The sequence below is a fragment of the Aliagarivorans marinus DSM 23064 genome, assembly GCF_000429485.1.
Lineage (GTDB): Bacteria > Pseudomonadota > Gammaproteobacteria > Enterobacterales > Celerinatantimonadaceae > Aliagarivorans > Aliagarivorans marinus.
In genome coordinates this window covers 57732-72713 of record NZ_AUBY01000014.1, presented here as the reverse complement: position 1 = coordinate 72713, position 14982 = coordinate 57732, and the positions used below count along the sequence as shown (strand labels likewise).

At 52.0% G+C, this 14982-nt stretch carries 10 protein-coding genes; 4 read left to right on the top strand and 6 right to left on the bottom strand.

What is annotated here, in order from left to right; genetic code table 11:
- Positions 1–6: 6 nt before the first annotated feature.
- Positions 7–1122, bottom strand: coding sequence for an efflux RND transporter periplasmic adaptor subunit (locus tag G461_RS0105520; protein WP_026971075.1), 1116 nt, complete (start codon positions 1120–1122; stop codon positions 7–9).
- 296 nt (positions 1123–1418) lie between these two features.
- On the opposite strand from G461_RS0105520, the gene rep reads away from it, so the two are divergent.
- A complete protein-coding gene (gene rep / locus G461_RS0105515) occupies positions 1419–3443 on the top strand; it encodes a DNA helicase Rep (protein WP_026971074.1) in 2025 nt (674 codons plus the stop codon).
- Between the two features lie 307 nt (positions 3444–3750).
- Positions 3751–4854, top strand: coding sequence for a protein kinase family protein (locus G461_RS0105510; protein WP_026971073.1), 1104 nt, complete (start codon positions 3751–3753; stop codon positions 4852–4854).
- On the opposite strand, the gene G461_RS0105505 is transcribed toward G461_RS0105510, so the two are convergent.
- Positions 4844–5575: a type 2 periplasmic-binding domain-containing protein gene (locus G461_RS0105505; RefSeq protein WP_084429028.1), complete on the bottom strand. Its 732-nt coding sequence runs from the start codon at positions 5573–5575 to the stop codon at positions 4844–4846. The genes G461_RS0105510 and G461_RS0105505 overlap by 11 nt on opposite strands.
- A gap of 490 nt (positions 5576–6065) precedes the next feature.
- Here G461_RS0105505 and G461_RS23415 point away from each other — a divergent pair, with 490 nt between their 5' ends.
- Both G461_RS23415 and G461_RS23410 read left to right on the top strand, forming a co-directional pair.
- Complete coding sequence (locus G461_RS23415) at positions 6066–7313, top strand: family 43 glycosylhydrolase (RefSeq protein ID WP_157360244.1); 1248 nt, start codon at positions 6066–6068, stop codon at positions 7311–7313.
- 375 nt (positions 7314–7688) lie between these two features.
- On the top strand, positions 7689–8879 hold the full coding sequence (locus G461_RS23410; RefSeq protein ID WP_035479463.1) for an ROK family protein: 1191 nt from the start codon (positions 7689–7691) through the stop codon (positions 8877–8879).
- Positions 8880–8941: 62 nt separating this feature from the next.
- Here G461_RS23410 and G461_RS0105490 read toward each other — a convergent pair whose 3' ends face one another.
- The 4 genes from G461_RS0105490 to G461_RS0105475 all read right to left on the bottom strand — a co-directional run bounded on the left by G461_RS0105490 (position 8942) and on the right by G461_RS0105475 (position 14928).
- Positions 8942–9892, bottom strand: a complete 951-nt coding sequence (locus G461_RS0105490) for a MalM family protein (protein WP_157360243.1) — start codon at positions 9890–9892, stop codon at positions 8942–8944.
- A gap of 249 nt (positions 9893–10141) precedes the next feature.
- On the bottom strand, positions 10142–11461 hold the full coding sequence (locus G461_RS0105485; RefSeq protein ID WP_026971070.1) for a carbohydrate porin: 1320 nt from the start codon (positions 11459–11461) through the stop codon (positions 10142–10144).
- Positions 11462–11872: 411 nt separating this feature from the next.
- Entirely contained in the window at positions 11873–13219 is a 1347-nt protein-coding gene (locus tag G461_RS0105480; protein ID WP_026971069.1) for a carbohydrate porin, read from the bottom strand.
- 425 nt (positions 13220–13644) lie between these two features.
- Complete coding sequence (locus G461_RS0105475; protein ID WP_026971068.1) at positions 13645–14928, bottom strand: carbohydrate porin; 1284 nt, start codon at positions 14926–14928, stop codon at positions 13645–13647.
- Positions 14929–14982: the final 54 nt, after the last annotated feature.

The window sequence follows — 14982 nt, the reverse complement described above, 5'->3', positions numbered from 1 at the left end:
CGCCCCCTAGCTTTTTGGCAGCGTAGCAGGGCGCTGCACAAAGCTGTCTTCCACCAGCTCCACCAGCGTGCCGTTGCGCAAGCGTACTTGACCGGATCGCACCACCTGCTCGCCAATCTCCAGGCCTTGCTCCACCAGCGCCCAATCGCCTTGGCGCATCGCCACCTTAATATCGCGCCGTTGCGCCCGTGGCTCGCCCGCCTCATCCGGGGCAATCACAAACACCGATTGGCCATAGATGTTAAAGCTGATGGCTTGCTGGGGAATCACAACTTGCTCGCTCAGCAGCGGCAGCAGTACCCGCACATCGCTGTACATCCCGGAGCGCAGTAGCCCTTCGGCATTGGGGATCTCTGCCTGCACCTCCACCACCCCACTGCGTGCTTCAACAATCGGCTCAATCGCGGTGATGGTGCCGAGGAACTCTCGCTCAGGATAGACATCGCTGCTTAGCTGCACCTCGCCGCCGAGCGCAATCCGTGGCAGTTGGGTCTGGGCCACCGAAAAGCGCAGCAGCATATGGCTCAAGTCTTCCAAGTGGGCAATCTGTTGACCCGCCTGAATAAACTCACCAAGATTAACCTGACGCAACCCGATAATGCCGGCAAAGGGAGCTCGAATCTCGCGACGCGCGATAGTCGCGCGCAGCGCGGCGATATCGGCTTCCAACGCCAGATAAGCAGCCTGGCTATCGTCAAACTGGGTCTGCGATACCGAGCCGCGCTCGAGTAGCTGTTGATGGCGCTCCAACTGACGCTTGACCGAGGGCAGACGGGCTCTCGCGCTGGCCAAATTGGCGCGCTCCACCTCAGATTCCAGACTTACTAGTAACTGCCCTTTGCTTACCGACTGGCCCGAGCGAAAGTGAATCTCGCTAATAGAACCGGATACCGAGCTGGCCACCACCACGCCTTGGCGCGGCTCAATTAGGCCAATCGAAGCAATCGATGGCTGCCACTCGCGCGCCTCAACCTCAACCACTTCCACCGGAAAGCGCGGCTCCGGGCGCGCCGCCATCTGCTCGGCCATCTGACCAAACTGGTGAAACTTAAAACCAAACACACTGCCGAACATGGCGGCCGCCAACAGCAGCATCACCACAATGGCAAAGAACTTCTTCATCGGATTGACTCCATTCAAACAACGAAATGAGCAGTTAAGGGTGTAAATAGGAAGCGCGGGTATCGAGGTAGGCGAGTTGTGTCCATCCCTAGAACAAGGCCGTAATTCCAGCGATTGATTATATATAAACCAGCAACAAATAACCGCTTAAAGATCGTGGGTTTAGCTCATATTTTCGCAATGAATTTAAGGCTGAAAGGCGAGCAAGGTGCTGCGACATTTAAACTCAGTTAGACCGCGCCCTAGATCTTACTCTCCGATACGCTAAAATCACCGCCCAACAAAGAGGTGACACCGTGAAACTCAATCCCGCTCAATCTGACGCAGTGAACTATATCTCTGGCCCGTGTCTGGTGCTGGCAGGTGCTGGTAGTGGCAAAACTCGAGTCATTACCAACAAGATTGCCCACTTGGTGCAGAACTGCGATTACAACCCCAAGCATATTGCGGCGGTGACCTTTACCAATAAAGCAGCCCGAGAGATGAAAGAGCGGGTGGGGCAAACCCTTGGACGTAAGCAGAGCCGTGGCTTGCGGGTGTCGACCTTCCACACCTTGGGGCTGGATATTATCCGCCGCGAGCACAAGCACCTGAAGCTGAAAGCCAACTTCTCGCTGTTTGACGATCAGGACCAGATGGCCCTGCTCAAAGAGCTCACCGAAAAGGAGCTGGAAGGCGATAAGGATCTGCTCAAGCAACTGCTTAGCTGCATCTCCAACTGGAAGAATGACCTGATTCTCCCCCAGCAGGCGGTTGGCCATGCCAAGGGGGAAAAGGATCAGCTGTTTGCCCATCTCTATCAGCGTTACCAACGCCAGCTAACCGCCTACAATGCGCTGGACTTTGACGACCTGATCCTGATGCCAACACTGCTGCTGGCCAATAATCAGGAAGTGCGTGCGCGCTGGCAAAGCACTGTGCGCTATCTGTTGGTGGATGAATACCAAGATACCAACACCAGCCAGTATCAGTTGGTGAAGCTGTTGGTTGGCGAGCGCGCCCGCTTCACCGTGGTGGGCGATGATGACCAGAGTATCTACTCTTGGCGTGGCGCCCAGCCGAAGAACCTGATGCTGCTGCAGCAGGACTTTCCGTCATTGCGGGTGATTAAGCTGGAGCAAAACTACCGCTCGACCCAACGCATCCTAAAATGCGCCAACATTCTGATCGAGAACAACGAGCATATCTTCACCAAGAGCCTGTTCTCCGAGATGCCCTATGGCGAGGTCATTAAGATCCTGTTTGCCAAGAACGAAGAACAGGAAGCCGAGCGGGTCGTGGCAGAGCTTATCGGCCATCGCTTTATGAATAACGCCAGCTATCGCGACTACGCCATTCTCTATCGCGGTAACCATCAGTCGCGGTTGATGGAAAAAGCGCTGATGACCAACCGGGTGCCGTATAAGATCAGCGGCGGCACCTCGTTCTTCGCCCGAGCCGAGATTAAAGACCTAATGGCCTATCTACGGGTGCTGGTGAATCCAGAAGACGATAACGCCCTGCTGCGTATCATCAATACCCCACGCCGGGAAATCGGCCCAGTTACGCTGGAAAAGATCGGCAACATGGCCAACGAGAATCACAAGAGCCTGTTCGATACAGCCTGCTCGATGCAGCTCACCACGGTGCTGAGCGGCCGCAGTCTGGCCGCAGTGCAGGAGTTCACCGAGTGGATGAACACGCTGCGTCGCCGAGTCGAGGGTAACGATGCGCTGCAGGCGGTACGTGACCTGATTAAAGATATTCAGTACGAGGATTTTCTCTACGAAACCAGCCCCAGCGCCAAGGCTGCGGAGATGCGGATGAAGAATGTTTCCGAGCTGTTCCGTTGGGTATCCGGGATGTTGGAAGGCGATAACGACAACGACCCGATGACCCTCGAGCAGGTGGTCAATAAGCTGATCCTGCGCGATATGATGGAGCGCGGCGAAGATGATGACGAGCTCGACCAAGTTCAGCTGATGACCCTGCACGCCTCAAAAGGGCTGGAGTTCCCCTTCGTCTACCTGATCGGTATGGAGGAAGGCCTGCTGCCCCACCAGAGCAGCATCGATGAAGACAACGTGGAAGAAGAACGCCGCCTTGCCTATGTAGGGATTACCCGCGCCCAGCAAGAGCTGACCTTCACCCTGACCCGCGAACGCCGCCAGTTTGGCGAGCTAATCAAACCAGAACCGAGCCGCTTCTTGTATGAGTTGCCGCAAGATGATTTGGAGTGGGAGCGTCGCCGCAAGGTGGAAAGCGCCGAGGAGCGCCAAGCCAAGGGCGAGAAAGGTATCGCGGCACTGCGCGCGGCCTTGAACCAAGGCAATAAAAAGTAGCCCCTCACCCTAGCCAGTTCGCGGCCATTAGCGCGAACTGGCGGGTCTCTCCCCTCCCACGGGAGTAACGAACAGACTTTGATACGACAATTCTTACTGGTTTCCCTGCCATTAAATTGAGTTTTTTATCACTCCAGAACACAAAGAAGCCGCCCGATCGCTGCAAGATTAATGTGATCTACCGCGTGTTAAGCAAACTTACCGCTAAGGAACTGTGATCGAAAGGGTTTTCATTTTTGCCTGAGCACTGACGCGCCGCAGAGGCAGACTTACAATCCTCTGGCGCTGTGTAGATCACGGAGGAAACATGACCGCGCGTGCCGAGCAACGCCAGCAGCAACAACTCGCTTTTCAAGCTAGCAACCAGAACATTGAGGTTGGCTTAGCCTCTGCTTGTCCGTTAGCAGTGGCCGAGTTAGCCAAAATAGACGAACACTCGCCCCATGTGCGGGAGGTGTTTGACGGGGGGCTGACCGCTAAAGTCTACCACCTGGAAGTTGATGGTTCGCACTACTGCTTGAAACAGCAACGTCGGCCCGCGTTGGTAAAGAACGCAGACGGTGCCACGTCGTTCCTCAACGAGGTACAGCGTCGCCAGGATCTTCAAGCGCTAAAACAACGGCCAGCAACATCGGCCGCGTTTAAACATATTGTTCCGACCTTGTACGCCAATTACCGGGAGGGAATTATCCTATCCCCGTGGATTGAAGGGACGATCCTCGACCGCTTTAGTCGGGAGATCTTTAACCAGCTATTCTCAACCTTGTTTGCTCTAGAGCAAGCCGGGCTAATGGAGTGGGACCTCTCCCCCGGTAATATTCTCTACGATGGCCACAATATTCACCTGTTCGATTTTGGCTACATGTATCGCTTCGATCCGCTGGCCGAGTACAACAGCGATGGTCTGACACTGCCCGAGTTTCACGCAGCAGAACGCTTCGAAACCCGTAACCTGTTTGGCTTTTTGCTGCGCTACCAAGACAGCATGACCGAAAGCGATCGCCTCGCCCTGTATCGTGAACTCAAAGAAGCAGCCCTAGATAGCTACACCCAAAAGCGCATTTGGTTACGCCAGAACTACGCCAAAACCCAGATCATCGACTGGGTCACCACCATCATCGCCCGTTGGGAGAAGGCGCTGGATTGCGACACCGCCCTTGCGTGCCTGTACCGCGCCGAGAGCTTCCGTAGCCACTGCCTGGATATCGCCGATGACCTCAGCGGTAAGAGTTGCACGCCCACCACGCTACTGCGTATCGACGCGGTAATTGAGACCTTGGCAACCCACTACCTGGAGCTGAAAGCGCGCGACGCCTTGCTGTTTGATAATAAAGACCTCGGTCAGCACGACCTGATCCACAAGTATCAAGCATGCCGCAAGCAAGCTGAGCAATACCTACTCAGTAACTAAGCTCAGCGCCTTTGGCGCACTCGATTAAGGCGGGATTAAAACGCTTCAGAAAATCCGGTGTTTTAGATAACCAGTCGTGGGTGAAATACACCCCTAGCGCTCGCTCGTCGAGCTTGGTCAGGTACATATCCTCGGAAAGATGCCCATCAACCCGTTCCTGCTGATAGATGCCGTCGCTGGCCGCCACAATATCCAGCCGCTCACGCTCGAGCATCTCAAACAGGATGTGGTAGTTGTCGCGCGCGTGGATATTAGAAAAGCCTTTGCTTTCCAGCCAATTATGCAGCGCAGAATTGCGTAGTACCCCAACTCGTTGATGCTGGTGATTGGCGGCGAGTGGCGGCTCGAGCTGCTCTCTCGATACCAGCACTCTTCGAACCACATAAAAGGGCTCGCTAATTTGACCGTATTGGTTGCGCTCTTGGTTCTCCACTGCCAAGAAAAAACCATCCACCTCAGCGAGCTGGAAGCTCCGTATAACTCGACTAAGCGGCTGTATTTTAAGGCTATAGTCTTGATTGATCTGCTCTAGGGCGCAGTTGACTACTTCCACCGAAAACCCGCCAGCTTGCCCAGAAAGGGTGGGTCGTTGATAGGGCTCTAAGGGGTGGGTGAGCAGCCTTAATGACTCAGCACTTAGAGGACCTACACTAAACATTCCGACGATTATCAAACAACGCCACACCAACCAACGTCGTTTATGCATCCTTGCCTTAATCATTTGGCTCCTAAAGAATCATTGAATCACGCCAGGCCACTGTTTTACCGGTCAGCGTCCAGATGTGATCTGGCGCACAGGGATAAAACTCTTAATACAGGTAGCAACTTTCATAATTTTCTGTTCAAATTATAGGCTCTAGAATTAAAGCCGCATGGTAGAGATCTTTCTTTGAGTGTCAGTAACTTACTGACAAGTGAGCTCCTTGAGGGACCACTACTTTGTTACTTTCTAGCGGCCCTCGACAGCCGTCAATGTCGTACTTAGCATTTTCCTTTCCTTTAAGTGGATTAATTATCCCTGCCCGTCATAGTACGGGCTTTTTTTTGAAAAGCTTTTCTTGGCCGCATTCGCCGCTCCCTGTCGCAGTATTTACCTCTCAAAGTTCGCGGGTAAACAGTGAACTACTCCAAGCTTTTTGCTCAGTCAGCTGTGCCTGTTATCAATACTTTGAGAGCATCGACCCAATTTCTCTCTGCAGCAGGTATTCGCAGTGAATCCCATCTTATCCCCTGAGTTTTTCATCCCCGACGGAGAAATGCGGATCTGGCCAGATGGCCGCGCCTATCTCTATGGCTCCAGCGACATTCATCAAGATACTTGGTATTGCTCCGATCAGTATCTGAGCTTTTCAAGCGATGACTTAGTCACCTGGCAAGCTCATGGCGAATCGTTCGCGCTGGCAGCCAGCCATTGCCCGAACGCAGGCCGACTATTTGCTCCCGATTGCTTGTACCACAACCAGCGCTACCACCTGTTTTACTGCGCGGATGACAACAGCGAAGGGGTGGCTAGTGCGGATTCGCCAAACGGCCCTTTTGCCGGTGCCCAAGCAATTAAGGGGGCAGACGGCGATGCCATCGACCCTGCAGTGTTTAAAGACGACGATGGTCAGATCTACCTCTATTGGGGACAGTTTCAGTTGCGCGGTGCACGCCTCAGCGAAGACCTGTCAGCCATCGACCCGAGCAGCCTAAACAAGGAGCTACTGAGCGAAGCACAGCACGGTTTTCATGAGGGGCCTTCTATGCGCAAGCGCAACGGCACCTACTACTTGGTGTATACCGATATCTCCCGAGGCCGCGCTACTTGCTTATCCTACGCCACCGCCCGCTCGCCGTTGGGGCCCTTTGAAAAGCAAGGGGTGATTATCGACAACGCCGCCTGTGATCCACAGTCGTGGAACAACCATGGTTCCATCTTCGAGTTCCAAGACCGGTGGTACATCGTCTATCACCGCTCTTCAGAGGCCTCGCACTTTAACCGGCGCGCCTGTATCGAGCCGATTATGTTTGATAGCGAGGGCTTGATTGCAGAAGTACCCATGACGACCCAAGGCGTCTCCGAGCCTCTCAATCCGCTATTGCCCTTAATGGCCTACCTAGCATGCGAGTTGCAAGGTCAGGTGCGGGTTAGCATGGCGGCCACGCAGCAGTGCTGGCTAAGTGGCGCGGAAAACGGAGACAGCGCGCTGTTTCGTTATCTCGATTTCACTCAGCCAGTAACCCATCTAGAGCTGACCATGGCCAGCGCCATCGCCGGCGGCAAGCTGCTGCTTGAGCTCGCAGATGGACAAGAGCTAGCCTGTGTTGATGTTCCGCGAGGTCGTCATTGGCAGGACTGGCAGCAGGTACGCGTAGCGCTCAAACACTGTCCATCTGGCATCCATGGTTTGCGGCTGCGTTTTGTTGGGCCAGCAGGGAGAGTGGGCGATATCCTTAGCTTGCGTTTTGTCGCTTAGTATTTGCCACGTAACGATGGCTTTTAAGCGCCAACAACTGCCAACGGTGACGTAACTATGCCAATACAGCGCAGTATTGGCATGAACTCAAATGAAGCTCCCAAGAATTGCGCATTGAGGGTGCTTACAGAGTAATTCACCAGTATGTTTATTTGCAGCAAGAGTCTATGTTAGATTGCTGGCCCGCTGGTACAAAATTTACGCATATTAAACCAGTCTGCAAGGGATAATATTTCATACATAGCCACGGATAGAGCCCCGCTACAAAAGCGATCCAACCAGCATTTTTCGTAATGACGTGACCAAACTAACAAAGGTCTTACCGTGGACGTTATATTCTTAATTAAGCAGTCAAATTATTGAGGTAACTAACAATTGGTCAGCCCTAAAACCGATACTGAGCAAATCCGTCGTGAAAACCGCCGCCTGTTGGTCGAAACACTGCGCCACCAAGGTCCGCTAGCCCGAGTCGAACTCGGCGCCATTACCTCCCTCAGTCCGGCCACTGTCACCGCGATCACCTCCGAACTGGTCGCCCAAGGCCATCTTCAGGAGCTAAGTAGTAGCGAAGAACCAAGCGGCCGAGGCCGCCCGCGAGTCGCACTGTCATTGGTTGCAGACTCAGCGCACTACATCGGCATTAAGATCTCGATTAATGAGATCCGCTTGATGCTGGGCAACTACGCCGGTGAGGTCACCAAGCAGTTCTCCGTGCAGCTCAACACCAGCGCACTCAGTCCTCAGCAGTTGGTGCATGAGCTTAGCGGTGAAGTGCAACGGTTTATCGATAAGCACCACCTACAGATGGCAGAGCTAAAAGGGATTGGCTTGGCGGTACAGGGCGTGGTCGACCAGCAACACGGCGGTATCCTGTGGAGCCCAGCGTTTCGCCAAGCTCAGCCGGGGTTGGCCGAGGCTTTAAGTCAGCGCTTTAACCTACCAGCATTAATCGCCAACGATGCCGACTGTCTGGCACTGGCGCTACACACTCAGCCTCGCTATCGCGACACCAAGGATCTTATCGCCATCCAGCTCGGCTACGGGGTCGGCATGGGGCTGATTCAAAATGGCCAGCTCTACTTGGGCAGTCGCGGCGCAATCGCCGAGTTTGGTCATACCAAGGTAAGCCTTGATGGCCCGCTGTGTCGCTGTGGCGCACGCGGTTGTTTGGAAGCCTATCTAGGTGATTATGCCTTGCTGCGCGACGCATCCGCTTTTGTCACCTTGCCGCCCGGCGATCCAATGCACCCCAGCGAAGAGCAGATGCAGTACATTCAAAAACAGGCCTCGTTGGGCAATGAGAATATCCTGCATATCTACCAGCAGGCTGGGCGCATGCTGGGTCTGGGGCTATCGAATTTGATGGCCTTATATAACCCAGAGAAAATAGTCATCTCCGGGCCGGGTGTGCGAGCAGCACCACTCTCCCAAGACCCGATCCAAGAGGCACTGCAAGAGAGCCTGCTGCCTTATCTGCGCGACACCGACTGCGTAGAGACCCATCACTGGAATGAAGATCTGACCGGTAAAGGCATTATCGCCATGCTGCAGAAGATGAGTGATTAGTCGTTAATTGTGTATAGCAAAACGGGGGCATCAGCCCCCGTTTTCAGTTGTCGATTGCTCAATTACCGACTTTTAAACGCGTCGATAAATGCACCACGCACCTTGGTTGAGCCCAAACGCTCCGCCTCTTCAACGAACTGCAGGGCGGTATCCAGGTCATCGTTGGCAACCGCTTGCTCAATCAGGCTGATAAACATCGCTTCAGTTTCCGGTTGGATGGTCCGCCCGGTACGAGACACGTTTTGTGAAACGGGCTGTTTATTGTCCACAACCACAGTCTGAGGCGCGGGGGTAACAGTCGCCGCCTCAGTGGCCACTAACACACTGGCCGCTTTATTTTGCTCAGTGCTTGTCTCAGCCAGAACCTGACGCGCCTTAGTGGCACTCTGCTTATCTGATGGCTCATATTGGAAGTTAAACTTCACTAAACCTGCAGGCACGTGAGCGGCATACTCGCCACGCATGGCCTTAATCATCTGCATCTCACTGCCCAGACGTTCTGCAGACTCGGTATCGAGTTTCTTATCTAGCTTGGTCGCCGATTGCATTTGCTCATCGGTAGTAAACAGCACCAAGTAACGGGCCTCCAAGGCTTGCTCTCGGTCCACATCAATCCTGATATCTAAGGTGTATCGGTTGGCAGATGCAACACCGCGCTTGCTAAAGCGAAGCTCATCATTGCCATAGACACGCACAGGCTGGTAGTTCTCATCCAGCAACAATACGTTCGGCATAAACACCATCTCTAGAACCGGACTTTCGACCGACACTTTCATCTTATCTTTGGCAAACTCCGGCAACTCAAAGCCTTTTACAAAGCTCTTGCCGGTAGCAAAACGAAAGGCTTGCATATTAGGGCCCATGGTCACTTTCACCGAACCCGCCTCAGTGATCAGTTGATAGTCCAACTCTCTCAAATCTCTGCAACATAGCGGAGCAGAATCCAGTTGGGCATATGCCACCTCAGGGCTAGACGGCTGCGCTCGCTGGGCATCCTTACTGAAAACATCCATGGTCTTGCTCGCAGAGCTACAGCCTGCCAGTAAAGCAACACTCAATAAGCAAACACTACTTAAAACTCTCACACATACTCCTTATTGCACCCGCTGCGTAATATTAAAGCTGGCCAAGAAACCGGTTCCACAGGCTGTTATTAAGTACGCTCACGCGCACTAATTCAAGGGAAAAGTTCAAAAAGTAAAAAGAGCGTCACAGGACGCTCTTTATCTATTGCATTTAGTCTGACTTATCAGGCTAAGCGCTTACCACCACATGTCAGCTTGAACGCCAACCAGCACATCGCTCTTCATATCATTGGTGCCAGAACGATCCAGGTAGGTCGCCATTACGCGGATTTCAGGAGCTGGACCGGTACCGGTAGCCAGTGACCAGGTCGGCGCAACCGTGAACTTAAAGTTGTCACGGTCATCGCCTTTACCGTCCATGTAGCTCATCTCGGTCGCAATGGCGAAGCCCTCAACCGATGGCAGGGTGAACACTGGGCGCACACCGACAGACCAGAAGTAGTCTTTCTTATCGAAGTCATGGTGCTCTACAAAGTAAGAGTTTGCATCACGATCGTTGTACTCATACTGAATCCAAGGGAATAGCAAGATACCGTCGCCAAACCACCCACCCATCGCATTTAGGCGCAGCGAGGTGTCGCTGCTATCTACACCAGACATGGCAGCTTGACCAGCCCAATCAGCACCACCCGGAGAAAATACGTTGTAGTTAGTAAATGAACGGCCCAGCATGGTGCCAGCCCCCAAGCCCTTACCGGCTTGAACACGTACGTTGGAGAAGCCAGAATCGCTGATACCAAAGAAACCACTTGGGGTGAAGGTAATCGCGGTTTCAATACCTGAAGTTGCGTACTCTCGGCTCAGATCGCCGTCGCCATCCAAGTCGATGTAGTTGTCTGACATGTACTTACCGGCAAAGTCCAGACGCCACGCACCGTACTCTGCACGCATGTGTGCCATGTGCAAAGGTGCATTGGTCTCAGTGCCCCACCAACCATTGTTTGAGCGGTTTGATGCTAAGTAAGCGAAATCCCACTTACCGCCGCCAAGCTCAACTTGCTGAACACCCAAGCCAGTGCCGGACCAATCGGTGTAGAAGAAATCGGTTAGGAAGTTGTAGTTATCACGACCGTAGTAGCGCTGACCGCCCCACATTTTGCCGGTAGAGGTGATACCTTCAAACTCAACAAAGGCTTCAATCAGGCCAGTTGGTTTAGCATCAACGGTGTAACCTTGCATGGCCCAAGTATGCTCTTGGTCACCAAATACGTTGTTAGCACCTAAGCGGGTTTTGATGGTAATGGTTTTGCCATCTTCCAGAGCCCAGCCTTTATCAAAAGCCAGCTCGAAGAAGTCATCAGACTCCAGACCCAGGCGACCCATGTTTTCTTTTGAGCCAGGAAAGGGCGCTTGGTTTAAGTCGTTTTCAACGCTGAACAGGGTGCCAGAGCGGAAGTAACCGTGGAAGCCAAAGCTTTCTTCAGCGGCTGCAACATTCGTGAATGCACCGGTGGCCATAGCGGTGGCGCATGCAAGGGATAACGCTTTCAGTTTCATTATTTTTAACTCCTTAATTATATTTCCCTGAAAATTCCTTAAGCATCCGTGCAAACCACTACTAAATGGTTGGTGAAAAGGATTATATGAATCCGGTTTCAGAAATAACTTGAAAGCAATCACAGTTGATACCGGTTTCAGCGTGCCTTGATCACACTATCAATACATTGCCAAAGCTAAGAAAAGCGATATTAAATATCGTAAAAACAAACTTATACAGTTTATATAACCAACAGAAAAATAAACTATTTATCAGTTTCAACGAACTAATCTGAAGTTAACAGCAGAGCTAAACACTGGAGCGCCAAACGCAGAGATCAAAAAAGCACAACCCAAAGGTTGTGCTTTCAAAAAACCAATCGAGCTTTCAGCTAAGCAAGATAAACTTGCCCGCTTTCCGCGTGTTGGTGGTTACCACCACATGTCGGCTTGAACACCTAGGAACACATCACCGTCACCACCGTCTGCACTATCCAGGTAGGTGGCCATCACGCGAATTTCAGGTGCAGGGCCGGTACCAGTCGCCAGCGACCAAGTCGGTGCGATGGTAAGTTTGAAATCATCTCGGTCAGAACCTTTAGCATCGAAGTAGCTCAGCTCTGTTGCAACAGCAAAGCCTTCGATAGATGGCAAGGTGAACACAGGGCGAACACCAACAGACCAGAAGTAAGTGCTCTCACCCGGCAAGAACGCTGAGTCATCACCAAAGTCTTGGTACTCGTACTGCAACCATGGAAGTACAACCATGTTACTGCCGAACCAACCACCCATTGCGTTTACGCGGTAGGAGTAAGTGCTGCTGTCAACAAGAGACATCGCACCCTGACCACCGCCAAAGCCGCCCGCGCCACCCGGAGAGAACAGGTTGTAGTTGGTGAACGAACGTCCCAGCATGGTACCACCACCTAGGCCTTGGCCAGCTTGGAAGCGTACATTAGAGAAGCCCGAATCACTGATACCGAAGAAGCCTTTTGGCGTGTAAGTGATGGCTGTTTCAAAACCAGAAGTGGCAAAGTTAGTGCCTTCAACGTAATCCCAGTCTCCATCATATAGCTCGTTATCAGACATGTACTTACCGACCAAGTCGATACGCCATGCACCATATTCAGCACGAACATGTGCCATATGCAGTGGAGCATTCCACTCCAAGCCGAAGATATTGAAGTCCTCGCCACCATTCCAGCTTGGGGTACTTGGGTTGTTCGAGTGGTTGGATGCTAAGTAAGCGAAGTCCCAGTGACCACCGCCCGCTTCGATGCGTTGCACACCCAAACCAGTACCGGACCAGTCAGTGTAGAAGAAATCAGTCAAGAAGTTGTAGTTGTCACGACCGTAGTAACGCTGACCGCCCCACATAACACCAGTAGAAGTGAGGCCTTCAAACTCTACGTACGCTTCCAGCAAACCAGCAGGTTTCGCATCGATGGAGTAACCTTGCATAGCGTAGTTGTGCTCGTTATCACCGAAAACGTTGTTCTCACCCAGGCGAGTTTTAATGGTGATCTTCTTACCGTCTTCCAGCTCCCAACCTTTGTTGAAGGCCAGTTCATAGAAATCATCTGACTCCAGACCAAGGCGACCCATGTTCTCTTTCGAGCCAGGGAAAGCGGCTTGGTTAAGATCATTTTCTACACTGAATAGAGTACCTGTACGGAAGTAACCGTGGAATTCGAAGCCATCTAAGGCCATTGCAGAAGGTGAAATTGCGCAAGCAGCAAAGGCCGCTGAGCACGCAATCGAAAGTGCTTTCAGTTTCATTATTTTTAGCTCCCTAATTATATCCTTATAGGTCCCCATGTTGCGTCCAATACTTCTCATCCTTGGATTGGGGACATTCGCGATTATAGGGATCTGAAACCGGTATCATTGTGAGGCCGCTCAAAATTCTTCAGCCGCAATGAAACAGAAGTCACACTTTTACGCCATGGCTGTTGAACTTTTATTATAATTTTATGTGCAGTTTATAATAATCACATTTAAATGACTCATATCACCCGCCACCCTCAAGTAACCGGTTACATATTGCCAACTCAAAAATAACCACGATAATCTTTGCTTGCTCTTCCTATCCGCACAAAAAAGCACCTCAATAGAGGTGCTTTTACTGTTTTGCTTGCCGCAGGTGAAACTAAATAGTTCGCTCCACCCTAAGATGCATACCTTTGTGCAAGTAGCGGCTTAGCCTACCACCACATGTCTGCCTGAATACCGAACAAGATGTCGTCATCACCAGCATTGGTGCCTGACTTATCAAGATAGCTCGCCATCACACGGATCTCAGGTGCCGGTCCAGTACCAGTAGCCAGCGACCAAGTTGGCGCAAACGTCAGCTTGAAGTTGTCGTTGTCATCACCCTTCGCATCTGCATAACTCAACTCAGTGGCAATCGCGAAGCCCTCGATAGATGGCAAGGTAAACACCGGACGCGCACCAACAGACCAGAAGTAGTTGCTGTCATCACCGTTCAAGCCGTCAAAGCTGCTGTACTCGTACTGAGCCCAAGGCAATACCAGGAAGCCATCACCGAACCAGCCACCCCAAGCGTTCAAACGGAACGAAGTAGTGCCATCATCAACGGCAGCCATGGTGGCTTGTGAGCCTGAACCGCCTGGCGCGAACACGTTGTAGTTAGAGAATCCACGGCCCAGCATGGTACCGCCACCCAAGCCTTTACCGGCTTGCAGCATCACGTTTGAGAAGCCGCTATCGCTGATACCGAAGAAGCCTGAAGGCGCGTAGCTAAGGGCTGTTTCAAAACCAGAAGTTGCATATTCGTTGCCAGAGTCATCGCCATCAACAAAGTTTTCTGCCATGTACTTACCTACCACATCAATGCGGAACTTACCGAACTGTCCGCGAGTATGTAGCATGTGCATTGGCGCGTTGGTTGAAGTGCCATACCAACCGTTGTTAGAACGGTTTGACGCTAGATAAGCAAAATCCCACTGGCCCGAGCCCATCTCAACTTTCTGCACACCTAAACCAGTACCAGACCAGTCAGTATAGAAAAAGTCAGTTAGGAAGTTGTAGTTATCACGACCATAGAAACGCTGACCACCCCACATAACGCCAGAAGACGTCAGGCCTTCAAACTCAACGTAAGCTTCAATCAGACCGGTTGGTTTAGCATCGATCGAGTAGCCCAACATAGCATCGAGGTGCTCTTGCTGACCAAATACGTTGTTTTCACCTAGGCGGGTTTTGATGGTGATTTTCTTGCCATCTTCCAGTTCCCAGCCTTTGTTGAAAGCTAGCTCGTAGAAGTCATCAGATTCAAGGCCCAAGCGACCCAAGGTTTCTTTAGAACCCGGGAATGCAGCTTGGTTAAGGTCATTTTCAACGCTGAATAAAGTACCTGAGCGGAAGTAGCCGTGGAATTCAAAACCTTCTAAGGCCATTGCAGAAGGCGCGAATGTACCTGCAACGAGTGCAGCTGAGCAGGCAATTGATAGTGCTTTCAATTTCATTTTTTTAGCTCCCTAATTATATCCTTATAGATCCCCCGATTTCTCCAATACAGC

Excerpts from the sequence above, each read along its gene's own strand:
- G461_RS0105520 (WP_026971075.1), bottom strand. The coding sequence starts at position 1,122 with ATGAAGAAGTTCTTTGCCATTGTGGTGATGCTGCTGTTGGCGGCCGCC.
- G461_RS0105510 (WP_026971073.1), top strand. The coding sequence starts at position 3,751 with ATGACCGCGCGTGCCGAGCAACGCCAGCAGCAACAACTCGCTTTTCAA.
- G461_RS0105505 (WP_084429028.1), bottom strand. The coding sequence starts at position 5,575 with ATGATTAAGGCAAGGATGCATAAACGACGTTGGTTGGTGTGGCGTTGT.
- G461_RS0105490 (WP_157360243.1), bottom strand. The coding sequence starts at position 9,892 with ATGGATGTTTTCAGTAAGGATGCCCAGCGAGCGCAGCCGTCTAGCCCT.
- G461_RS0105485 (WP_026971070.1), bottom strand. The coding sequence starts at position 11,461 with ATGAAACTGAAAGCGTTATCCCTTGCATGCGCCACCGCTATGGCCACC.
- G461_RS0105480 (WP_026971069.1), bottom strand. The coding sequence starts at position 13,219 with ATGAAACTGAAAGCACTTTCGATTGCGTGCTCAGCGGCCTTTGCTGCT.
- G461_RS0105475 (WP_026971068.1), bottom strand. The coding sequence starts at position 14,928 with ATGAAATTGAAAGCACTATCAATTGCCTGCTCAGCTGCACTCGTTGCA.